The 20,466-nt window shown below is 66.7% G+C and carries 22 protein-coding genes and 2 tRNA genes; 12 read left to right on the plus strand and 12 right to left on the minus strand.

Annotated elements, in window-relative coordinates; translation table 11 throughout:
• Nucleotides 1-31: 31 nt before the first annotated feature.
• Nucleotides 32-781, minus strand: coding sequence for a phosphatase PAP2 family protein (locus tag HFK18_RS19600; RefSeq protein ID WP_089240345.1), 750 nt, complete (start codon nt 779-781; stop codon nt 32-34).
• On the minus strand, nt 762-2,027 hold the full coding sequence (ispG, locus tag HFK18_RS19605) for a flavodoxin-dependent (E)-4-hydroxy-3-methylbut-2-enyl-diphosphate synthase (protein ID WP_100552180.1): 1,266 nt from the start codon (nt 2,025-2,027) through the stop codon (nt 762-764). Before ispG ends, HFK18_RS19600 begins: the two co-directional genes overlap by 20 nt.
• Nucleotides 2,028-2,141: 114 nt before the next feature.
• Here ispG and HFK18_RS19610 point away from each other — a divergent pair, with 114 nt between their 5' ends.
• Entirely contained in the window at nt 2,142-3,362 is a 1,221-nt protein-coding gene (locus tag HFK18_RS19610) for an ATP-binding protein (protein WP_180167551.1), read from the plus strand.
• Entirely contained in the window at nt 3,359-3,928 is a 570-nt protein-coding gene (locus HFK18_RS19615) for a response regulator transcription factor (RefSeq protein ID WP_180167552.1), read from the plus strand. Before HFK18_RS19610 ends, HFK18_RS19615 begins: the two co-directional genes overlap by 4 nt.
• 90 nt (nt 3,929-4,018) lie before the next feature.
• On the opposite strand, the gene pgi is transcribed toward HFK18_RS19615, so the two are convergent.
• From pgi to pcnB, 7 genes are all read right to left on the minus strand, one after another.
• Nucleotides 4,019-5,533 (minus strand): glucose-6-phosphate isomerase, encoded by a 1,515-nt coding sequence (gene pgi / locus HFK18_RS19620; protein ID WP_180167553.1) that lies wholly within the window; start codon nt 5,531-5,533, stop codon nt 4,019-4,021.
• The gene (panD, locus tag HFK18_RS19625; protein ID WP_100552178.1) at nt 5,530-5,910 is read right to left on the minus strand and encodes an aspartate 1-decarboxylase; all 381 of its coding nucleotides are present in this window, start codon (nt 5,908-5,910) and stop codon (nt 5,530-5,532) included. The genes pgi and panD overlap by 4 nt, the downstream gene beginning before the upstream one ends.
• Nucleotides 5,911-5,997: 87 nt before the next feature.
• Nucleotides 5,998-6,492, minus strand: coding sequence for a hypothetical protein (locus HFK18_RS19630; protein ID WP_180167554.1), 495 nt, complete (start codon nt 6,490-6,492; stop codon nt 5,998-6,000).
• 66 nt (nt 6,493-6,558) lie between these two features.
• Nucleotides 6,559-7,398, minus strand: coding sequence for a pantoate--beta-alanine ligase (gene panC / locus HFK18_RS19635; RefSeq protein ID WP_180167555.1), 840 nt, complete (start codon nt 7,396-7,398; stop codon nt 6,559-6,561).
• Complete coding sequence (gene panB, locus HFK18_RS19640; RefSeq protein WP_089240331.1) at nt 7,395-8,210, minus strand: 3-methyl-2-oxobutanoate hydroxymethyltransferase; 816 nt, start codon at nt 8,208-8,210, stop codon at nt 7,395-7,397. The genes panC and panB overlap by 4 nt, the downstream gene beginning before the upstream one ends.
• A gap of 34 nt (nt 8,211-8,244) precedes the next feature.
• Nucleotides 8,245-8,730: a 2-amino-4-hydroxy-6-hydroxymethyldihydropteridine diphosphokinase gene (gene folK / locus HFK18_RS19645; RefSeq protein WP_180167556.1), complete on the minus strand. Its 486-nt coding sequence runs from the start codon at nt 8,728-8,730 to the stop codon at nt 8,245-8,247.
• A 3-nt stretch (nt 8,731-8,733) separates the two neighbouring features.
• The gene (gene pcnB / locus HFK18_RS19650; RefSeq protein ID WP_100552174.1) at nt 8,734-10,113 is read right to left on the minus strand and encodes a polynucleotide adenylyltransferase PcnB; all 1,380 of its coding nucleotides are present in this window, start codon (nt 10,111-10,113) and stop codon (nt 8,734-8,736) included.
• 49 nt (nt 10,114-10,162) lie between these two features.
• Here pcnB and HFK18_RS19655 point away from each other — a divergent pair.
• A tRNA-Glu gene (locus tag HFK18_RS19655) sits at nt 10,163-10,237 on the plus strand.
• 485 nt (nt 10,238-10,722) lie between these two features.
• On the opposite strand, the gene HFK18_RS19660 is transcribed toward HFK18_RS19655, so the two are convergent.
• Nucleotides 10,723-12,147 carry a sugar porter family MFS transporter gene (locus HFK18_RS19660; protein ID WP_180167557.1) on the minus strand — a complete coding sequence of 475 codons (1,425 nt, stop codon included), beginning with the start codon at nt 12,145-12,147 and terminating at the stop codon, nt 10,723-10,725.
• A gap of 186 nt (nt 12,148-12,333) precedes the next feature.
• Here HFK18_RS19660 and fdxA point away from each other — a divergent pair, with 186 nt between their 5' ends.
• On the plus strand, nt 12,334-12,657 hold the full coding sequence (gene fdxA, locus HFK18_RS19665) for a ferredoxin FdxA (protein WP_005409054.1): 324 nt from the start codon (nt 12,334-12,336) through the stop codon (nt 12,655-12,657).
• Between the two features lie 236 nt (nt 12,658-12,893).
• Here the strand turns inward: fdxA and HFK18_RS19670 are convergent, their stop codons facing one another.
• Nucleotides 12,894-13,409: a hypothetical protein gene (locus tag HFK18_RS19670; RefSeq protein WP_100552172.1), complete on the minus strand. Its 516-nt coding sequence runs from the start codon at nt 13,407-13,409 to the stop codon at nt 12,894-12,896.
• Nucleotides 13,410-13,441: 32 nt separating this feature from the next.
• Entirely contained in the window at nt 13,442-14,335 is an 894-nt protein-coding gene (gene dapA, locus HFK18_RS19675) for a 4-hydroxy-tetrahydrodipicolinate synthase (RefSeq protein WP_100552171.1), read from the minus strand.
• A 164-nt stretch (nt 14,336-14,499) separates the two neighbouring features.
• On the opposite strand from dapA, the gene HFK18_RS19680 reads away from it, so the two are divergent.
• The 8 genes from HFK18_RS19680 (at nt 14,500) to HFK18_RS19715 (ending at nt 20,426) form a co-directional block, all read left to right on the plus strand.
• The gene (locus HFK18_RS19680; RefSeq protein ID WP_025879444.1) at nt 14,500-15,060 is read left to right on the plus strand and encodes a glycine cleavage system protein R; all 561 of its coding nucleotides are present in this window, start codon (nt 14,500-14,502) and stop codon (nt 15,058-15,060) included.
• 91 nt (nt 15,061-15,151) lie between these two features.
• Nucleotides 15,152-15,631, plus strand: a complete 480-nt coding sequence (locus HFK18_RS19685; protein ID WP_180167558.1) for a peroxiredoxin — start codon at nt 15,152-15,154, stop codon at nt 15,629-15,631.
• Between the two features lie 84 nt (nt 15,632-15,715).
• On the plus strand, nt 15,716-17,116 hold the full coding sequence (locus tag HFK18_RS19690) for a PhoH family protein (RefSeq protein ID WP_180167559.1): 1,401 nt from the start codon (nt 15,716-15,718) through the stop codon (nt 17,114-17,116).
• Nucleotides 17,113-17,619 carry a hypothetical protein gene (locus HFK18_RS19695; protein WP_180167560.1) on the plus strand — a complete coding sequence of 169 codons (507 nt, stop codon included), beginning with the start codon at nt 17,113-17,115 and terminating at the stop codon, nt 17,617-17,619. The genes HFK18_RS19690 and HFK18_RS19695 overlap by 4 nt, the downstream gene beginning before the upstream one ends.
• A 9-nt stretch (nt 17,620-17,628) precedes the next feature.
• On the plus strand, nt 17,629-18,297 hold the full coding sequence (locus tag HFK18_RS19700; RefSeq protein ID WP_180167561.1) for a YoaK family protein: 669 nt from the start codon (nt 17,629-17,631) through the stop codon (nt 18,295-18,297).
• A 329-nt stretch (nt 18,298-18,626) separates the two neighbouring features.
• Nucleotides 18,627-19,436: a bifunctional hydroxymethylpyrimidine kinase/phosphomethylpyrimidine kinase gene (gene thiD / locus HFK18_RS19705; RefSeq protein ID WP_180167562.1), complete on the plus strand. Its 810-nt coding sequence runs from the start codon at nt 18,627-18,629 to the stop codon at nt 19,434-19,436.
• Nucleotides 19,433-20,359 (plus strand): alpha/beta fold hydrolase, encoded by a 927-nt coding sequence (locus HFK18_RS19710; RefSeq protein WP_180167563.1) that lies wholly within the window; start codon nt 19,433-19,435, stop codon nt 20,357-20,359. Before thiD ends, HFK18_RS19710 begins: the two co-directional genes overlap by 4 nt.
• Nucleotides 20,350-20,426: transfer RNA gene (locus HFK18_RS19715), tRNA-Arg, on the plus strand. The genes HFK18_RS19710 and HFK18_RS19715 overlap by 10 nt, the downstream gene beginning before the upstream one ends.
• Nucleotides 20,427-20,466: the final 40 nt, after the last annotated feature.

Here is a 20,466-nt window from a genome sequence, read left to right on the forward strand (position 1 = left end):
TCAGGTAGACGCCCTTGGGAGGGCATCCACGTCACTCCCCTTGCGTGATCGCTTCGCTGGCCGTCGCTGGCGGCGAACCGTGCCGTCGCCATGGATGACGGCGGCTGAACATGACCAGATAGCACCCTACCACCCAAACCAGCGCGGCACACCATCCGGCCAGGATGTCCGAGGGGTAATGCACCCCCAGATAGACCCGGGAAACGCTTACCAGCAGGCTGAACGACGGCGCCAACAGCAGCACCGGCCAGCGCCAGCGGGTATTCCAGGCCAGCAGCACCAGGGTGACCGCCAGGGTCATCGAGCCCATCGCGTGGCCGCTGGGGAAACTGAACGTGGATTCCGGCGCGATCGATTCCCACAGGCTGGGCCGGTCGCGCTGGAAGAAGTGCTTGCTGCCCATGTTCAGCAGCGCCGACCCGACGAAGCTCACGGCCACGAAGGTCGCTTCACGCCAACGCCGGTGCCAGGCCAATGCGCCGACAATCAGCACGTCGGCCGGGATCAGGAACCACTCGTAACCCAGTTTCGACAGCAGCACGAAGATGCGGTCCAGCCACGGCGAATGCAGGCCGTGCATCTGCCACAGCAGCGGCGCATCGAAGTGGAAGGACTCGAACTCGTGCACTTCGTCGGCCAGGGCGACGAATCCGGCCAGCGGCAGCAGCACACCGGCAAACAGCAACAGCAGCCGCCAGGCATTGCGCGCCATCCAGTGGCGGAAACCGGAGGCTGGCTCCGGCGCAGCGAGGATCGTCGGCTTACCCGGCGCTTCGGACATAGGTGCGTTCAACGTAATCATCGATCAGGGCGACGAATTCCTGGGCGATGTTCTCACCACGCAGGGTCACCTTCTTCTCGCCATCGACGAACACCGGTGCCGACGGTGCTTCGCCGGTACCCGGCAGCGAGATGCCGATGTTGGCATGCCGCGACTCACCGGGCCCGTTGACCACGCAGCCCATCACCGCCAGGGTCATGTTCTCCGCACCCGGGTGCTGGATCTTCCACAGCGGCATCTTTTCGCGCACGTGGTTCTGCACCACCTTGGCCAGTTCCTGGAAGAACTCCGAGGTGGTACGGCCGCAGCCCGGGCAGGCCGTGACCAGCGGGGTGAACGCGCGCTGGCCGGTGGTCTGCAGCAGTTCCTGGGCGACGATCACTTCCTGCGTACGCGACTGGCCCGGTTCGGGCGTCAGCGAAATGCGGATGGTGTCGCCGATGCCTTCCTGCAGCAGCACGCTCAGCGCCGCCGCCGAGGCGACGATGCCCTTGCTGCCGATACCGGCTTCGGTCAGGCCCAGGTGCAGGGCGAAGTCCGAACGCTGGGCCAGGTCGCGGTAGACCGCGATCAGTTCCTGCACGCCGCTGACCTTGGCCGAAAGGATGATGCGGTCGCGCGGCAGCCCCAGCTCGACGGCCTGCTCGGCCGAATCCAGCGCCGAACGGATCAGTGCCTCGCGCAGCACGCGGCCGGCATCCCAGGGCTGCTCGCGATGGTTGTTCTCGTCCATCAGCTTCGCTGCCAGGGCCTGGTCCAGCGATCCCCAGTTGGCGCCGATGCGCACCGGCTTGTTGTAGCGGATGGCGAACTCGATCAGCTGGGCGAACTGCAGGTCCTTCTTCTTGCCGAAGCCCACGTTGCCCGGGTTGATGCGGTACTTGGCCAGCGCTTCGGCACAGGCCGGTTCGGCCGTCAGCAGCTGATGGCCGTTGTAATGGAAGTCGCCGATCAGCGGTACATCGATGCCCATCATCGCCAGCTTGTCGACGATGCGCGGGATCGCCGCGGCCGCTTCGACCGTGTTGACGGTCAGGCGCACCATTTCCGAGCCGGCGCGCCAGAGCTCGGCGACCTGCTTCACGCTGGACGCCACATCGGAGGTGTCGGTGTTGGTCATCGACTGCACCACCACCGGCTTGCCACCGCCCACGGTGACTCCACCGATCTGGACCGATTGGGTCAGGCGACGGGGCCAAGCAGTGGCATCGGAGGGGGCTGTAGGGCGGGTGACGGCGTCATGCATGCGGGCATTCTAACGCCCGCCCCGACCTTGCGGGTGTGTCGCATTCAGGCGGCAGTGCGGCTGCGGCCGATTGTCGCAGGCAGGCTTGCCTGCGAACGCATACGATGGGCGCGAATGACCGGTCCCGACGCCCCGTTTCTCCGAACCCTGTGCAGCCTGCGCTGGTTGGCCGTGGCTGGCCAGGCGGCCACCATCCTGGTCGCCACCTGGGTGCTGGGACTGCCCTTGCCGCAACTGCCGTTGTGGTCGGGCGTGGCCGTGCTTGCCGTGTTCAACCTGTATACGCAGCTGCGGCCGGAGCCGGCCGATACCGCGCCGCTGACCGCCTTCGGCCACATCCTGGTTGACGTGATCATCCTCACCTGGATGGTCAGCTGGAGTGGCGGCATCGCCAATCCGTTCGGCTCGCTGTTCCTGATCCTGATCGCCCTGGCCGCCTTCGCCCTGCCCCTGCGCTGGGCCCTGGCCGTGGCCAGCGCCTGCCTGCTGGGCTATGCCGCCAGCGGACTGTTCGGCCAACCGCTGCCGGCCGGCTACTTCAACGCACTGGACCTCAATCGCTGGGGCATGATCGCCACCTTCCTGCTGTCCGCTGCGGTGGTGCTGATCTTCTCCACCCGGCTGGCGATCGCCCTGCGCGAGCGCGAGCTGGAACTGTCGGCGCTGCGCGAACGCTTCGCGCGCAACGAAGGCATCGTCGCCCTGGCCACGCATGCGGCCTCGGTGGCGCACGAACTGAACACGCCGCTGGCGACGATGACCCTGCTTGCCGACGACGTGGCCGAGCGCAGCGAAGAGCCGGAAGTACGCGAGGACATGGAGACCCTGCGCGAGCTGCTGGTGCAGTGCCGCGAGCGCGTGCTGGCACTGGCCGCGCCGGCTTCCAACGACCGCCCCGGGCGCGCCCACTCCACGGCCCAGCAGGTGCTGGAGCAGTGGCGGCTGGTGCGCCCGACCATCGACCTGCATCGCAACGACGACGCACCGCTGCGCCTGCCGCTGGACCCGGGCGTCGGCCACCTGCTGATGGTGCTGCTGAACAATGCTGCCGATGCCGGCGAGCAGGCTGGACGACCGCGCGTTGACCTCAGCCTGCGCATCGAAGGCGACGACTTGATCGGCGAAGTACGCGATTACGGCCATGGCTTCGATGCCCGCGCCGCCGTCCTGCCGGGCAAGCTGTTCGGCAGCAGCAAGAGTGAAGGCATGGGCGTCGGGCTTGCCCTGTCCCATGCCACCATCGAACGCCTGGACGGCGAGATGTGGATGCGCCCGGCCCAAGGGGCCGGTAGCCGCGTCGGCTTCCGCCTGCCGTTGGCCCCCCGCGAGGAATGACCATGACTGCTTCTACCCTCGGCCTGCTGGTCGACGACGACGAACTCTACCTGCGCACGCTGCAGCGCAGCCTGGCCCGCAAAGGGCTGGAGACGCAGACCGCACAGGATGCCGCCAGCGCACTGGCATTGGCGCGCCAGCGTCCGCCAGCGTTCGCACTGATCGATCTGAAGCTGGGCAGCGATTCCGGCCTGGCGCTGATCCAGCCGCTGCGCGCGCTGCGTGCGGACATGCGGATCCTGCTGGTGACCGGCTATGCCAGCATCGCCACCGCGGTGGAGGCGATCAAGCTCGGCGCCGACGACTACCTGCCCAAGCCGTCGACGGTGCCGATGATCCTGCGCGCGCTGGGCGAAGAAGACGATGGCCCGGCCGATGACGGAGAGATGGAAGTGCCCGATGCGATGACCCCGATCAGTCGCCTGCAGTGGGAGCACATCCAGCAGGCGATGCATGAAACCGGCGGCAACGTGTCGGCGGCCGCGCGCCTGCTCGGCATGCACCGGCGTTCGCTGCAGCGCAAGCTGGCCAAGCGGCCGAGCCCGGAGCGCGATCCGAGCCGGTAACGCGGCGTCATATCCGCCGGGCATGGCCCGGCGCTACCGGCGTAACGAAGGGTAGCGCCGGGCCATGCCCGGCGGCATTCCCCGCCCGCGTCAGCCCTTCAGCTGGGCCAGCAGCTCACGGGTCAGCGGGTCGTTGACCTCGACATCCTCACCCTGCAGAGCGGGCAGCAGGCCGCTGGCCAGCTGCTTGCCCAGCTCGACGCCGAACTGGTCGAAGGCGTTGATGTTCCAGATCACCGACTGCACATACACCGCGTGTTCGTACATCGCGATCAAGGCGCCCAGCGCCTGCGGGGTCAGCGCGTCGAGCAGGATCATCGTGCTCGGGCGGCCACCCGGGTAATCGCGGTGCGGATCGTCGCTGCCCTGGCCGTTGGCCAGCGCTTCGGTCTGCGCCAGCAGGTTGGCCATCAACGCCTGGTGGTTGACCGTATACGGATCGTCGTTGTGCACGCAGCCGATGAAATCGGCCGGAATGATGCTGGTGCCCTGGTGCAGGGCCTGGAAAAAGCTGTGCTGCACGTCGGTGCCGGCACCGCCCCACCACACCGGCACGGTGTCGGTGGTGACCGGCTGGCCATCGCGCTGCACGCGCTTGCCCAGGCTTTCCATCACCAGCTGCTGCAGGTACGCCGGCAGCAGCGCCAGGCGCTGGTCGTAGGTCATCACCGCGTGCGTGGCATGGCCCAGCAGATTGCGGTTCCAGATGTCGGTCAGGCCGTGCAGCACCGGCAGGTTGCGCTCCAGCGGCGCGTCCAGTGCATGCGCATCCATTTGCGCGGCACCTTCCAGCAACTGCTCGAAGCGCTCAAAGCCGATGGCCAGTGCGATCGGGAAACCGACGGCCGACCACAGCGAATAGCGGCCGCCCACCCAGTCCCACATCGGCAGCACGCGCTCGGCGGCAATGGCGAAGGCCTTGGCGGCGCGTTCCGGATTGGCGCTGACCGCGTACAGGCGTTCGCTCCCCCCCAGCCAATCGTGCAGGATCTGGCCGTTGAGCAGGGTTTCCTGGGTACCGAAGGTCTTGGAAATGAGGATGCCGGCGGTCTTCGCCGGATCCAGCGTGGCCAGCGTGCGCTGCATGGCGGCGCCGTCCACGTTCGACACGAAATGCACGCGCAGGCGTGCACCCGTGACCGGACGCAGCGCGTCGGCGACCAGGCGCGGACCGAGATCGGAACCGCCGATACCGACGCTGACCACATCGGTCACGCCACTGTCTTCCAGCGCGCGCACCAGCACACCCATGCGCTGGCGGATGCCGCGCGCGGTGGCATAGGCCTCGGCCGCCACCGGCGCATCGACCACATCACCGCGCAGCGCGGTATGCAGCGCGGCGCGGCCTTCGGTCAGGTTGACCTGCTCGCCACGGAACAGGCGCGTGATGGCACCGCCGACATCACGTTCGGCAGCCAGCGCCAACAGCGCCTGCAACGCCGCGGCATCGTATTTCTGCCGGGCGAAGTTGACATACAACGGACCGACCCGCAGCGCCAGATCCTGTACACGACCGGGTTCGGCGGCGAGCAGGTTGGGAATGCTTGCGCCCTTCAGGCGCTGGGCGTGGGAATGCAGCGAGTCGAATCCGTTGTTCGTTGTCATGCGGCCTGGGTCGGGATCGTGTCGTTGGTGTGGGAGATCTGGTTGTTGCCATCAACGTACACCAGCTTCGGCTTGAAGCTGTCGGCTTCCTGCTCGGTCATGCTGGCGAAGGCGGCAATGATGATGATGTCACCGACCTGCACGTGGCGCGCGGCGCCACCGTTGAGCGAGACGATGCCGCTGCCGGCTTCGGCGCGGATCGCATAGGTCGAGAAGCGCGCACCGTTGGTCACGTCCCAGATGTGCACCTGCTCGAATTCACGGATGCCAGTGGCGGCCAGCAGGTTGTCATCGATGGCGATCGAGCCTTCGTAGTTCAGCTCGGAATGGGTGACGGTGGCGCGGTGGATCTTGGTCTTGAGCAGGGACAGGTGCATGGGGGCGCTGCAACGGCAAAGGAAAGAGCGGATTCTAGCACCCGCTTGGCCGTCATCAGGGGGCTGGGACGGGACGCTGAAGACCGTTCAGGCGCCCTCGACCGGTAGCGCTGACGGGGCATGCCCGCAGGCGCCCTGCAGTGATAGGCCGAACACCGTATGGAAGGCCAGCCCGGCGACCAGGCCGAAGCCGCCCGCGGCCAGCACCGACAGGCCGTAGCTGATCACGTCGAAGGTATCGACATAGCGCAGGCGCTGCAGCAGCGGACCATTGTCCGCGCCCGGCCAGGCACAGGTCGCCATGGCAAGCGCGCCCAGACCGAACCCCACGAGCAGGAAGGCGGTCCGGCGCAGACGCCGCTGGGACTGCAGGATCAGCGCCATCGGCAGCAACACCGCGATGGCGTTGCACACGCCCAGCACGAACATCAGCGCACCGCCGGTGAGTGCCGGTACGGGCGTACGCGCGAAGTCGAGCGCGAACAACAGGCCGCCCATCAGCTGGGCAGGCACCATGCCGGCGGCCAGTACCGCCAGGATCGAGGCCCGGGCAAGACAGCCGGTAGTGGTGGGGGTATTCATTTCCGGTCTCCCGTCCATGGGAAGGTGAGAGGCGCCCGCTGCGGGCGCCCCTGAGCCGCATGCGGCTCAGAACTCCAGGTTGTCGATCAACCGGGTGGTGCCCAGGCGGGCGGCGATCAGGGCCACGCGGCCACCGCCATCAAAGGTCGGTTCAGCCAGCTCCGGGGTGCGCAGCACCGCGTAATCCACCTGGAAGCCGGCCGCCTGCAGCGCCGCCGTGGCTTCGGCCTCGATCTGCGTGCGCGTCTGCCCGGCCACGTAGCCTTCGCGCATGCCCAGCAGGGTGCGATGAAGGGTGGTCGCCAACGGGCGCTGCTCGGCGCTGAGGTACTGGTTGCGCGAGCTCTTGGCCAGGCCATCCTCATCCCGCACGATCTCGGCACCGACGATCTGGATCGGGAACGACAGCTCGGCCACCATCTGCTTGATGACCGCCAGCTGCTGGTAGTCCTTGCGACCGAACACGGCGACGTCCGGCTGCACCTGCAGGAACAGCCGCGCCACCACCGTACACACGCCATCGAAATGGCCCGGGCGGCTGGCGCCTTCCAGCACTTCACTGACGCCGGGCGCATGCATCCGCGTGGTCTTGTCCACGCCCAGCGGGTACATCGCTTCGACGCTGGGTAGCCACACTGCATCGCAGCCTACCTGCTCCAGCCCGGCCACATCGGCTTCGGGGGTGCGCGGATAGCGGCTGAAATCCTCGTTCGGCCCGAACTGCGTCGGGTTGACGAAGATGCTCGCCACGACCTTGTCGGCGTACTGCTTTGCCAGGGTGATCAGCGCATGGTGCCCGCCATGCAGGTTGCCCATGGTCGGCACCAGCGCCACGCGCAGGCCCTCGCCCTTCCATTGCGCGATCTGCGCGCGCAGTGCACCGAGTTCGTTGAAGGTCTGGATCATTGGGCGTACGCGTGCTCTTCGTCGGGGAAGCTGCCATCGCGCACGGCATCGGCGTAGGCGCGGGTGGCACCGGCCACCGAGCCACCTTCGGCCAGGAAGTCCTTGACGAACTTCGGACGACGGTGGCCACTGTCCAGGCCAAGGAAGTCGTGCAGCACCAGCACCTGGCCATCGCACTGCGGGCCAGCACCGATACCGATGGTCGGCACGGGAACGGCAGCGGTGACGGCAGCGGCAACCGGCGTCGGCACGCATTCGAGCACCATGATGCTGGCGCCCGCCTCGGCAACGGCCTTGGCGTCTTCCACCAGCTGGCGCGCGGCATCGCCACGGCCCTGGATCTTGAAGCCACCCAGGCGCAGCACCGACTGCGGGGTCAGGCCCAGGTGCGAGCAGACTGGAATCTCACGCTCGACCAGGTAACGGATGATGTCGACCTTGAAGCCTGCACCTTCGATCTTGACCATCTCCGCGCCTGCCTGCAGCAGCTGCAGCGAAGCATCCAGCGCGCGTTCCGGGGTCGCATCGGCACCGAACGGCAGGTCAGCGATCAGCAGCGCGCGCTGCAGCACGCGAGCGACCGCGCGGGTGTGGTAGACCATGTCGGCGACGGTCACCGGCAGGGTCGAATCGTGGCCCTGCACGACCATGCCCAACGAATCGCCGATCAGGATCAGGTCGACACCATTGGCATCGAACGTGCGGGCGAAGCCTGCGTCGTAGGCGGTCAACATGACCAGCTTCTGACCATTGCGCTTGGCCTCGGCCAGGGCGGGAACGGTCCAGGGCTTGCTGTCTGCGTGGGTGCTCATGTGCTGATAACCGGGGGAGATAACCCGGGCATTATCACCCTAACGGCGCGATCCCGCAGGCATCCACCCGCATCACTGCATCCCGCACGCGGCCATGGCCGGGAATGGCCAGATCGGCGGCGATTTCGGCCAACGGCACCAACACGAACGCCCGCTCGTGCAGGTAGGGATGCGGCACTTTCAGCTCGGGCAGGTCCAGCACCTGCTCGCCGAACAGCAGCAGGTCCAGATCCAGCGCACGCGGGCCCCAGTGCACGGCAGGGTCGCGTACGCGGCCGAAGCGCTGCTCCAGCACGAGCATGGCCTGCAGCAGTTCGACAGCGGAAAGATCAGTGTCGACCGAGGCCACCGCGTTGACGAAGGGTGGCTGGTCCTCGTTTCCCCATGCCGGCGTCGCGTACAACCGCGACGCCTGCGTCAGCCGGGTTCCGGGCAGGTCGCCCAGCGCGGCGATGGCCGCGCGGACGGTGTTGGCTGCCTCGCCAAGATTGGCGCCCAGCCCGATCCAGGCACCGGTCATGGATTACTCGGCAGCACCGGCAGCTGCGCCGTCCGGACGACGACGGCGACGACGACGCTTGCGCGGCGCCCCACCCTCCTCATCGCCGGCCTCGCTATGCAGCGAATCCAGCGACGAATCCAGCTCATGCCCGGACTGCGCCTGCGCTTCGCGCCAGAACGCGACGTCGGCTTCGTGCTCTGCCGATGCCACCTGGCGCAGGGCCAGGAAATCGAAGGCGGCACGGAAACGGGGATGGCTGAGCGTGCGCATCACGCGCTTGCGCTGGCGCGAACTGAAGCGCGCCTGCAGCAGCCAGATCTCCTGCATCGGCAGCGAGAAACGGCGCGGCAATGCAATGGTGCTCAACTGCTGCACGGTGACGCGGTCGGCGGCGCGACGCTGCGCCTCTTCCGGTGCCACGCCCTGCTTGAGCAGGGTTGCCTGCGCGCGGCAATAGGCCGGCCACAGCAACAGCGCGAACAGGAACGCCGGCGACACAGGCTCGTCGTTGGCCACGCGTGCGTCGGTGTTGGCCAGGCCCTCGATCAGCATGCGGCGCAGCGCGCCGGTACGGTTCGACTTCAGCGCCTTGGCGCTTTCCGGGAACAACACGTCGAACAGGCCATAGCGTTCCAGTCCTTCGAAGCTGGCCACGCCGTGCCCGGACAGGAACAGCTTCAGGACTTCTTCGAACAGGCGCGCCGGTGCGGCTTCATTGAGCAGGCCGGCCAGCTGCGGGATCGGTGCAGCGGTGCCCTCTTCGATCTGGAAGCCGAGCTTGGCCGCCAGGCGGACCGCACGCAGCATGCGCACCGGGTCTTCCTGGTAGCGCTGCACCGGGTCGCCGATGAGCTTCATCAGGCGTGCCTGCACGTCTTCGAAGCCGCCGGTGTAGTCACGCACCGAGAAGTCCTCGATGGCGTAGTACAGGGCATTGCAGGTGAAGTCGCGGCGGATGGCGTCGTCTTCGATGCTGCCGTACACGTTGTCGCGCACGAGCATGCCGTTTTCCATCTCGCGGTCGCCGCTGCCGTCATCGATGTTGGCACGGAAGGTGGCGACTTCGATGATCTCGCGGCCGAACACAACATGGGCCAGGCGGAAACGGCGGCCGATCAGGCGGCAGTTGCGGAACAACTGCTTGACCTGTTCGGGCGTGGCATCGGTGGCCACGTCGAAATCCTTGGGTTGGCCATTGACCAGCAGATCGCGCACCGCGCCGCCGACAAGGTAGGCGCCGAAGCCGGCATCGCGCAGTCGATAAAGCACGCGCAAAGCGTTCGGGCTGATGTCCTTGCGGGAGATCGTGTGCTGGTCGCGCGGGATGACGCGCAGGCTGAACGGTGATGTAGCAGAGGAAATGATGTTGGCGCTTCCGGTTGAAGTTTCGGGATTGCCCAATGGCATCGAGGTGCATATACTAGCGCTCCTGCACCGGCAGCGACACACTGCTCCCTTCGTCTAGTGGTTAGGACGTGGCCCTCTCAAGGCTAAAACAGGGGTTCGAGTCCCCTAGGGAGCACCAGTCGCCGCAGCAGGAACCGAAAAAGCCCGCCTTGTGCGGGCTTTTCTGTTTTCCGGATTCTCGATTCCAACCGGCGTGGTCGCTTTTGCGCCTCCCTGTTCCTGCGCGGGAGGGGGCGGGCCACCCTTTCCTGGACACGCCAAAGCCCATCCATGGTGCTCGATGGCGCCATCCTTGGCGCCAACGGTCCAGGAAAGGGTGGCCCGCCCCCTCCTGACAATTTCCCGCGACGGCGGCAAGAACAGCCTCGCTCCTCCGAAACAAATTCAACCCCGACGCGCTTGCCTGCGTCCGCTATCCGCTATCCGCTATCCGCTATCCGCTATCCGCGATCTGTCGAGAGGCGGCAGGCCGGCCGCTCCAGGACCGTTGGCGCCATGGATGGCGCCATCGAGCCCCCATGGATGGGTTTACGGCGTGTCCTGGAGCGGCTGGCCTGCCGCCTCCCCTCGGAACAGGGAGGCGCTGAAACCCAGGCCGAGCCGTCAGCCTTCCATCTGCTCCAGTTCCTTGCCCTTGGTCTCGCGCACGTGGCGGATGACGAAGATGATCGAGAGGATCGCGGCGACGGTGTAGATGCCGTACGCACCGGCCAGGCCGATGCCGGCCAGCAGCATCGGGAAGGTCACGGTGATCGCGAAATTCGACGTCCACTGCGCCGCACCGGCCACCGCCAACGCTGGGCCGCGGATCTGGTTCGGGAACATCTCGCCCAGCATCACCCACATCACCGGGCCCCAGGACATGTTGAAGAACACCACGTAGACGTTGGCCGCTACCAGCGCCAACCGGCCCATGCCGTCGGACAGCTGCAGGCGACCATCGGCCAGGCTGCCACTGGCGAAGGCGACCACCATCAGCACCAGCGCCACCGACATGCCGACCGACCCGACCCACAGCAGCGGCTTGCGGCCGATGCGATCGATCAGCACCACCGTCAGCAGACAGGCACCGATGCTCAGCGCCCCGGACAATACGTTGATCAACAGCGCGTCGCTTTCCGAGAAACCCACCGCCTGCCACAGCACGGCGCCGTAATAGAACACCACATTGATGCCGACCAGCTGCTGGAACATCGCCAGGCCGATGCCGACCCAGACGATGGGACGCAGCTTGCCGGTGGCCTTGTTGAGCAGGTCGCCGAAACGCGGCTTGTGCTGGTCCTGGGCCAGGCTCGCTTCGATCTCGGCCTGCTTGTTCACCGCGGCGCGTTCACCGTACAACCGGCCAAGCACCACCCTCGCCTGCGCCGGCCGGCCCTTCATCACCAGGAAGCGCGGGCTCTCCGGAATCACCAGCAACAGCAGCAGGAACAGCAGCGACGGCAGTGCCTGCATCCAGAACATCCAGCGCCATGCCTGCTGCCCCAGCCAGAGCGGCTCGGTCGAGGCGCCTGCGGTCCTGGCCAGCAGATAGTTGCTGAGGAACGCCGCGAACAGGCCGCAGATGATCGCCATCTGCTGCACGGTCGCCAGCCGGCCGCGATAGCGCGCCGACGCGACCTCGGCGATGTAGGCCGGCGACATCACGCTGGCCGCACCGACGGCGAATCCGCCGAGCACGCGCGCGCAGACGAACAACCAGGACGCATGTGCGGCGCCGGCACCCAGCGCGGACACCAGAAACATCACGGCCGCCCCGATCAGCACGCCACGACGTCCCAGCCGATCACCCAGCCAGCCGGCTGCGAACGCGCCGATCGCGCACCCCAGCAGCATCGAGGCCACCTCGAAGCCGAGCGCGGCCTCGCTGGAGTTGAAGGCCTGGCGCAGACCGTCGACGGTGCCATTGATGACGCCACTGTCGAAGCCGAACAGGAAACCACCAAGAGTGGCGGCGCAACTGATCAGGACGATGAAGGCCGTGTTCTCACCGCCATTGGAGGCGGCACCGGGCTGGACTGGCGACATGAAGGATCCTGCAAGGAAGGGGGCCGACCGAAGCGGGCCGGCGGCCTTGGCAGCGTCGCACAGGGCGGGCATGCCGCCAAATGGGCATTAGGGGCGCCAATCTGCCCCACTTTCACACGGCAACCGACACCGGGGGCCAACCTGTTCTAGAATTGGCAGGTTCAGAAAGCGATTCGCCCCCTACCCATGCCCTTTGTCGTCACCGAAAACTGCATCAAGTGCAAACACACCGATTGCGTGGAAGTGTGCCCCGTGGATTGCTTCCACGAAGGCCCGAACTTCCTGGTGATCGACCCGGACGAGTGCATTGACTGCACCCTCTGCGAACCCGAGTGCCCGGTCAACGCGATCTTCCCGGAAGACGATGTTCCCGCTGGCCAGGAAGGTTTCGTCGCCCTCAATGCAGAACTGGCGAAGGAGTGGCCGGTACTGACCGTGCGCAAGGACCCGCCGGCCGATGCCGGTGAGTGGGACGGCAAGCCCGACAAGCTGAAGCTGCTGGAGCGCTGAGGCGCCGGCAACGCTGCTTTGGTAGCTGCCAACCTTGGTTGGCATGCAGGCGCCGACCAAGGTCGGCCTCTTCCACGACAGGCACCAACCAGCAGGCAATGAAAAGGGCGCCCAGGGCGCCCTTTTCCGTTCTTGCCTTGGTAGCTGCCAACCTCGGTTGGCACAAAGCGCCGACCAAGGTCAGCCTCTACCACGGCAGGCACGAACCCGCAGGTCCGTACCCACCGGCCCAGCCATTACGGGGCCAGCTTCGCCTTCAGTGCGGCAATCAGCTTCACCGGCGCTGCGGCGGTGGCCGGCAGGCCACGCGGGTCGACTGCGGAGATGTACGCACCGGCGTCGACGGCGACCACGCGGACCAGGAAGTTGCTGCCTTCATAGGCCACGTCGTACGAGCCCAGCAGCTGCGCGCGGGTGGCAATGGTCAGGCCTTCCACGCCTTCCAGCGCGGTACCGACCTTGGCGAAGGCGTCTTCCTTGGTGCCGGCAATGGTGAAGCCGGTGGCGCTGACCGCCGGAGCGGCGGCGGCCGGAGCGGCCGGCTTGGTCGCCGAGCTCAGGGTCGGCACCTGGTTGTTGCCGGCGCCTGCCGGCAGGTTCAGGTCCGGCGGCACTTCCAGCGGACGCACTTCCGGGGCCAGGGCGTAGTCGCCCTTGACGCCACGCTTGAAGCAACCGGTGGTGCCGGCAGCAGTGGCGACGGCAAGGAGCGCGAAGGACAGCACGCGGACGGCAGAAACGGATTGGCGCATGTGAATCTCCTGGATCAGACCAAGACGGAAGGTCAGTGGCTGGAAAGGGCTTCGAGGGCGGCGATATCGCCGGCGAGATGGTCGGCGGCAGGCGTGTGTGCAGCCGAAAGCGGCAGCAGCGGCAGGCGCAGATCGTGACCGATGCCGATCCGACGCAACAGCGCCTTGACCGGAATCGGGTTGGATTCGACACCGCAGAAGTCATGGAACGGCTGCAGGCGCGCATCCCAGGATTCGACGGCTTCATGGTCGCGGGCAGCGGCCAGGTCGCACATCCGGCGGTAGGCGCCGGGCAGCACGTTGGAACCGACCGAGATCAGGCCGTCCATGCCGGCCTGGATCGAACGTGCGGCAGTGCCGTCATCACCGGTGAGCACGGCGAAGGTCGCGCTGCGCAGGTCCAGCAGCGCGCGCACGCGGCCGGTATCACCCACCGCTTCCTTGATGCCGACGATGTTCGGATGGCTGGCGAGCTCGGCCACGGTCTCCGGCAGCATGTCGCAGCCGGTACGGCCGGGCACGTTGTACAGCACCACCGGCAATCCGGCCTGGTCAGCGACCGCGCGGTAATGCGCGATCAGGCCAGCCTGGGTCGGCCGCACGTACGGCGGGGTGACCACCAGCGCATGGGTGGCACCGAGCGCGGCGGCGCGGCGGGTCTGCTCGATGGTCTTGGCGGTGCCCGACAGGCCGGTGCCGGCCAGGACCGGAACGCGGCCGGCGATGCGTTCGACCGCGCTGGCCAGCAGCTGGTCGTACTCCGCATCGGACAGGGTGGCTGCCTCGCCGGTGGAGCCGGCAACGACAACGCCTTGGACGCCGCCCTCCAGCTGCAGGTGCAGCAGGCGCTGCCAACCGTCGGGGTCGAGTGCGCCGTCGGCCCGGAAGGGGGTCGCCAGCGCGGTGATGAGGCCGGAAAGGGACAAGGACGTGCTGCTCTTGGCTGGGGAGGGAAAACGCCCGCCACGAAAGGCCGGGGGCGATCTGAATGTTACTTGCGGCGCGAAAGCACGGGCAAGTATGCTGGACACCGGTGGATCCCCGCCTCTGGCGGGCATTCAGACTAACGCATGCATTACCCGGAATCGCCTTGACCGACACCACCCCGCGCCCAGCGCCGAGCGAAAACCACCTCCTGATCAACGCCTATACGACGCATCCGGAGTCCCCCCTGTTGTCCGTCACCCGCCGCATCGCCGACAGCGGGTGCAATCTGGTGGATGCACGCCTGGCCACCGTGGGCCGCGATGTCTCGGTGACCGCGCTGGCCACCGGCTCCTGGGATTCGGTCGCCAAGCTGGAAGCGATGCTGACCCGGCTCGAGCGCGAGGAAGGCCTGAAGCTGGTCTGGTACCGCACCGAAGCCAAGCAGGCGCAGTCCAACCTGCTGCCGTACATCGTCGAGGTGATCGCCGCCGACAAGCCGGGCATCCTGTTCCAGCTGGCCGATTTCTTCGATCGCCAGGGCATCACCATCGAGACCCTGCAGAGCACGCGTTACCGCGCCATGCAGACCGGTGCGGAGATGTTCAGCGCACAGGTCACCATCGGCGTGCCGGCCAACATGCACATCGCTGCCCTGCGCGACGATTTCCTCGAGTTCTGCGACCACTTGAACCTGGACGCGATCATGGACCCGATGAAGTTCTGATTGAAACCCGGATTTTTCGCGCGCTCCTCACGGGCGCGTGGCGTTTCATGCAATTGTCGTAGAAAGAACCCAGGCTCGACAGAAGGACCTCATGAACAACGGCGATACCCTGGACAGCACCACCCTCTCCCTGCCGCTGGCACTGTCCGGCGGCGCCCAGGCCACCCTCGGCGATTACGCCGGCCAGTGGCTGGTGCTGTACTTCTACCCCAAGGACAGCACCCCGGGCTGCACCACCGAGGGCATCGACTTCAACGCACTGCTGCCCGACTTCAGGAAGGCGGGCGCGGCCGTGCTTGGCGTCTCCCGCGACTCGGTGAAGTCCCACGACAACTTCTGTGCCAAGCAGGGCTTCGCGTTCCCGCTGGTCAGTGATGCCGACGAAGCGCTGTGCACCGCCTTCGACGTCATCAAGATGAAGAACATGTACGGCAAGCAGGTACGTGGCATAGAGCGCAGCACCTTCCTGATTTCCCCCGACAGCCGCATCGTGCATTCATGGCGCAAGGTCAAGGTCGCCGGCCATGCCGACGCCGTGCTTGCCGAACTGAAGGCCCATCCCTCCAAGTGAGTCCCATCGCCCACTTTGTCCGCCACCACCCTGCCCTGCAGCAGGTCGTGGTGGTTTTTCCCTGTCCGTAACCAGGAACCGATGATGACCCGAGGCAAGCGCATCTACGTGCTGGATACCAACGTGCTGATGCACGATCCCACCGCGCTGTTCAAATTCGAGGAGCACGATGTCTACCTGCCCATGCAGGTGATCGAGGAGCTGGACAACGGCAAGAAGGGCACGACCGAAGCGAGCCGCAATGCGCGTCAGGTCAGCCGCTTCCTCAACGAGCTGGTACAGGCTTCGGGCCTGGACAACCTGGCCGAGGGCATTCCGCTGCAGCGGCCGCAGGGCCTGCAGCTGCGTGGCAAGCAGAGCGTGGGCAAGCTGCGCTTCCAGACCAGTCATTTCGACGCGGGCAAGAGCTTTGGCAAGGTCATCCCGGACAACGCCATCCTCGGCGCGATCCTGGCGCTGAAGGAAGAAACGCCGGAAATCCCGGTGGTGTTCGTCTCCAAGGACATCAACCTGCGGATCAAGGCGGCCATCGCCGGCATCGTTTCGGAAGACTACGAGAACGACCGTGCGCTGGACGATTTCAGCCTGCTCTACACCGGCGCCACCGAGCTGCCGGAAGACTTCTGGAAGCGCCACGGCGAGGATCTGCGCAGCTGGAGCGACAAGGGCCGCACCCATTACGAAGTGCTCGCCCAGGACGGCGAAGAGTGGTACCCGAACCAGTACGTCTACCTGCCGGGCGAAGACGAAGTCGAGCTGCGTGTCAGCAAGATCGTCGGCGATGGCAAGGTGGTGCTGTCCCTGGTCGATGACTTCCGCCATGGCAGCCACGCCGTGTGGGGCATCAGCGCGCGCAACCGCGAACAGAACTTCGCGCTCAACGCACTGATGGACCCGGAAATCGACTTCGTCACCCTGCTCGGCACCGCCGGTACCGGCAAGACCCTGCTGGCGCTGGCCGCCGGCCTGGCGCAGACGATGGACCAGCAGCGCTACCGCGAGATCATCATGACCCGCGCCACGGTCAGCGTCGGCGAGGACATCGGCTTCCTGCCCGGTACCGAGGAAGAGAAGATGACGCCGTGGATGGGCGCGTTGACCGACAACCTGGAAGTGCTGACGCACAACCAGGAAGGCGGCACCTGGGGCCGCCAGGCGACCAACGACCTGCTCGCCAGCCGCATCAAGATCCGCTCGATGAACTTCATGCGCGGCCGTACGTTCCTGTCGCGTTACCTGATCCTGGACGAGGCGCAGAACCTGACGCCCAAGCAGATGAAGACGCTGATCACCCGTGCTGGCCCCGGCACCAAGATCGTCTGCCTGGGCAACGTCGAACAGATCGACACCCCCTACCTGACCGAAACCACGTCGGGCCTGACCTACGCCGTGGACCGCTTCAAGAACTGGCCACACAGCGCGCACATCACGCTGCGTCGCGGTGAACGCTCGCGGCTGGCCGATTACGCGTCGGAGGTGTTGTGAACCGTTGCACCCGTCTGCTGCTGCCATCGATGGCGGTCGCCATCACCACGCTGCTCGGTGCCTGCGCGACCACGCAGGGACCGGCCAGCGTGCCGACCACCGAACGCAGTGGCCAGTCCTGGGTGGTCACCCGCCCGATCATCGCCGCGCAGGTGCTCGACACCTGCTCGCGCCCCAGCCCCGGCCGCGAGGCCGGGCGGGTCAGCGGCTACTGGGCACCGAGCCGGCAGCAGGTGGACCAGCTGGAAGCGAAGCTGTCAGCGCTGGAAACGCAGGTGCCGCATGTCATGGACTTCGATCGCCAGTACGTCGGCATCGAACTGGACGGAAAGCGGGTGATCTACATCAACGCGTTCCACCTGCCTGAAGACAACCGTCTGCGGCCCGCCCGCGAAGCGGTGCGGGTCTGCGATGGTGGCGCGCAGTTCTGGGGCGCGGTCTTCGATCCGGCCAGCGGCACCTTCAACGAGCTGCAGTTCAACGGCGGCTTCGGCGGGCCCTGAGGGCCTGCCATGGGAATCCGCCTGCCCACCTGGGTCTGGATCGGCGCGGTCGCGCTGTCGTGCGTGGCCGGCATGGTCAATGTGGTCGGCTTCCTGGGTTTTGAACACCAGGCGGTCAGCCACATGACCGGCAGCACCAGCCAGCTTGGCATGGCGCTGGCGCAGGGGGATTGGCGCGCGGTCGGCCACCTGTGGGGTCTGCTGATCGCGTTCTCACTGGGCGCGATGGTCAGCGGACTGCTGATCCAGGACAGCGCACTGCAGCTCGGCCGCCGCTACGGCGTCGCGCTGGCGTTGGAATCACTGCTGCTGCTGGCGGCCATTCCGCTGTTCAAGCAGCATCAGATCTGGGGCGCACTGGCGGCCGCGATGGCCTGCGGACTGCAGAATGCGATGGCCACCACCTTCAGTGGTGCCGTCGTACGCACCACCCATCTCAGCGGCATGTTCACCGATCTCGGCATCGGCCTCGGCCACCTGCTGCGCGGACTGCCGCTGCAGATACGACGCCTGACCCTGAGCGGCCTGATCATCAGCGGCTTCCTCGCAGGCGGCGTCATCGGCGCCTGGCTGTTCGTGCGCTGGCAGTACGACGCCCTGCTCGCCCCTGCCCTGCTGACCGGATTGACCGGCCTGGGCTATGTGTTCTACCAGCAGTGGGCACGCTGGCGGCGCTGAGCATGGCGTCACCCACGCATGGCGTGGATCTACGTTGTCCCTCCGATCATTTCCGCGATATCCACGCATGGCGTGGATCTACTGCAGGACGCCGTCAGAGGCGGGGCGGTGTCGGATTGCGGGGTGTCCGCGCCATGGATGGCGCGGCCAAGCCTACAGGGACGTACTTGCGGCGTCCCCGCAATCCGACACCGCCCCGCCTCCCGCGCAGAAATCCAGAGCCGCTGTTGCTGTTGCTGTTGCTGTTGCTGTTGCCCCGGCTTCTGCGGGTGCCGGGTGCAACCCGGCCGGCACTACCCCCACACTGGGCAGCACGGCACAATCACCGCATGAGCCCGACCACCCCCGCTTCCGCCCTCACCATCGCCGGCTCCGATTCCGGCGGCGGCGCCGGCATCCAGGCCGACCTGAAGGCCTTCGCCGCGCATCGCGTGCACGGCCTGTCGGTGATCGCCGCACTGACCGCGCAGAACACCCGCGGCGTCAGCGCCGTGCACGTACCACCGATCGACTTCCTGCGCGCGCAGATCGAGGCCTGCTTTGACGACTTCGACATCCACGCAGTGAAACTGGGCATGCTGGCCAACGCCGAGGTGATCCACGCCGTGGCCGATGCACTGGAACGCCATCGACCACCGCACGTGGTGCTGGACCCGGTGATGGTCGCCACCAGCGGCGCTCGCCTGCTGGAGGACAGCGCGCTGCAGGCAATGCGCGAACGGCTGCTGCCATTGGCCACCCTGGTCACCCCCAATGCACCGGAAGCGGAGCTGCTGGTCGGCCGCAGCATCACCAATGGCAACGACGCAGAGCAGGCCGCCGCCTCACTCCTTGATCTGGGTGCCGGCGCGGTGCTGCTGAAGGGCGGCCACCTGCATGAAGGCAACCGCGTGGTCGACCGTTACTTCGATGGCGTCAGCAGCGAAGAATTCATCCATGCGCGCCTGCCATTGGATGCGCACGGCACAGGCTGCACGCTGGCCTCGGCCATCGCCGCGCAGCTGTGCAACGGGCTGAGCCTGGCCAACGCCTGCGAAGCCGGCATCGATTACGTAGCGCGCGGCTTGCAGCAGGGCTACGCGCCCGGCCGCAGCGAGGTGCTGGTACTCGACCACTTCGGCGCGGCACCGCACGCATGAGCGATTCGCCACGCGCACTCGCCGTGGACAGCGGCGATGGCCACCGTTACGAGGTCATCGCCTGCGTGCCTGCACAGCCGCTGGCGCGGTTGTTGTGGCTGCCGGCGCTGGGCGTGGCCGCACGCCATTACCTGGCCCTTGCGCAGGCACTGGCCGCCAGGGGCGTGGCGGTCTACCTGCACGAATGGCGCGGCAATGGCAGCAGTTCGCTGCGCCCGTCACGCGCCCAGGATTGGGGCTACCGGCAGATCCTCGACCACGACCTGCCGGCCAGCCAGGCACTGCTCGCTGATGCCGATGCTGGCCAGAACGCGCTGCCATGGATCATCGGTGGTCACAGCCTGGGCGGCCAACTGGCCTGCGTGCACGCCGGGCGCCAGCCGCAGGCATTCGATCGATTGTGGCTGGCCGCCAGCGGCACCCCGTTCTGGCGCACGTTCCCGCCACCACGCGGCTGGTTGCTGCCACTGATCTATCGCTTCCTGCCATGGATCGCGCGACGTCAGGGCGTGCTTCACGGGCGCCGATTGGGCTTCGGTGGCACCGAAGCACGTGGATTGATCGCCGACTGGGCGCGCGTAGGGCTGAACAATCACTACGCTGCCGTCGGCATGGACGAGGATCTGGACGCGCAGATGGCGCGTGTGCATGGCAGTGCGCAGGCGGTGCTGATGGAACACGATTGGCTGGCGCCTATCGGATCGATGCAGGCGCTGCTGGCGAAACTGCCGAATGTCGCCTCACAGCTGCGCGTGCTTTCTGCGCAGGACCTGGGTACGCGAGCTGACCACTTCGCGTGGATGAAACACCCGGAGGCTGTCGCAGAGGCGTTTTTCATTCAGTTGGGTGAAAATTTTCACAAAAGCGTTGACGACTCGCGCCGACATCCGCATAATTCCGCTCCTGTCGCAGGGCGCCCGTAGCTCAGTTGGATAGAGTACCTGGCTACGAACCAGGCGGTCGGGAGTTCGAATCTCTCCGGGCGCACCACTCGACAGACCTTCAGCATCCGCCGCTGGAAGTGCAGTAA

The organism is Stenotrophomonas sp. SbOxS2 (assembly GCF_013416715.1).
Taxonomy (GTDB): domain Bacteria; phylum Pseudomonadota; class Gammaproteobacteria; order Xanthomonadales; family Xanthomonadaceae; genus Stenotrophomonas; species Stenotrophomonas lactitubi.

Coding starts and splice junctions, on each gene's coding strand:
- HFK18_RS19600 (WP_089240345.1), bottom strand. CDS start 781: ATGTCCGAAGCGCCGGGTAAGCCGACGATCCTCGCTGCGCCGGAGCCA.
- ispG (WP_100552180.1), bottom strand. CDS start 2,027: ATGCATGACGCCGTCACCCGCCCTACAGCCCCCTCCGATGCCACTGCT.
- HFK18_RS19610 (WP_180167551.1), top strand. CDS start 2,142: ATGACCGGTCCCGACGCCCCGTTTCTCCGAACCCTGTGCAGCCTGCGC.
- HFK18_RS19615 (WP_180167552.1), top strand. CDS start 3,359: ATGACCATGACTGCTTCTACCCTCGGCCTGCTGGTCGACGACGACGAA.
- pgi (WP_180167553.1), bottom strand. CDS start 5,533: ATGACAACGAACAACGGATTCGACTCGCTGCATTCCCACGCCCAGCGC.
- panD (WP_100552178.1), bottom strand. CDS start 5,910: ATGCACCTGTCCCTGCTCAAGACCAAGATCCACCGCGCCACCGTCACC.
- HFK18_RS19630 (WP_180167554.1), bottom strand. CDS start 6,492: ATGAATACCCCCACCACTACCGGCTGTCTTGCCCGGGCCTCGATCCTG.
- panC (WP_180167555.1), bottom strand. CDS start 7,398: ATGATCCAGACCTTCAACGAACTCGGTGCACTGCGCGCGCAGATCGCG.
- panB (WP_089240331.1), bottom strand. CDS start 8,210: ATGAGCACCCACGCAGACAGCAAGCCCTGGACCGTTCCCGCCCTGGCC.
- folK (WP_180167556.1), bottom strand. CDS start 8,730: ATGACCGGTGCCTGGATCGGGCTGGGCGCCAATCTTGGCGAGGCAGCC.
- HFK18_RS19660 (WP_180167557.1), bottom strand. CDS start 12,147: ATGTCGCCAGTCCAGCCCGGTGCCGCCTCCAATGGCGGTGAGAACACG.
- fdxA (WP_005409054.1), top strand. CDS start 12,334: ATGCCCTTTGTCGTCACCGAAAACTGCATCAAGTGCAAACACACCGAT.
- HFK18_RS19670 (WP_100552172.1), bottom strand. CDS start 13,409: ATGCGCCAATCCGTTTCTGCCGTCCGCGTGCTGTCCTTCGCGCTCCTT.
- HFK18_RS19685 (WP_180167558.1), top strand. CDS start 15,152: ATGAACAACGGCGATACCCTGGACAGCACCACCCTCTCCCTGCCGCTG.
- HFK18_RS19690 (WP_180167559.1), top strand. CDS start 15,716: ATGACCCGAGGCAAGCGCATCTACGTGCTGGATACCAACGTGCTGATG.
- HFK18_RS19700 (WP_180167561.1), top strand. CDS start 17,629: ATGGGAATCCGCCTGCCCACCTGGGTCTGGATCGGCGCGGTCGCGCTG.
- thiD (WP_180167562.1), top strand. CDS start 18,627: ATGAGCCCGACCACCCCCGCTTCCGCCCTCACCATCGCCGGCTCCGAT.
- HFK18_RS19710 (WP_180167563.1), top strand. CDS start 19,433: ATGAGCGATTCGCCACGCGCACTCGCCGTGGACAGCGGCGATGGCCAC.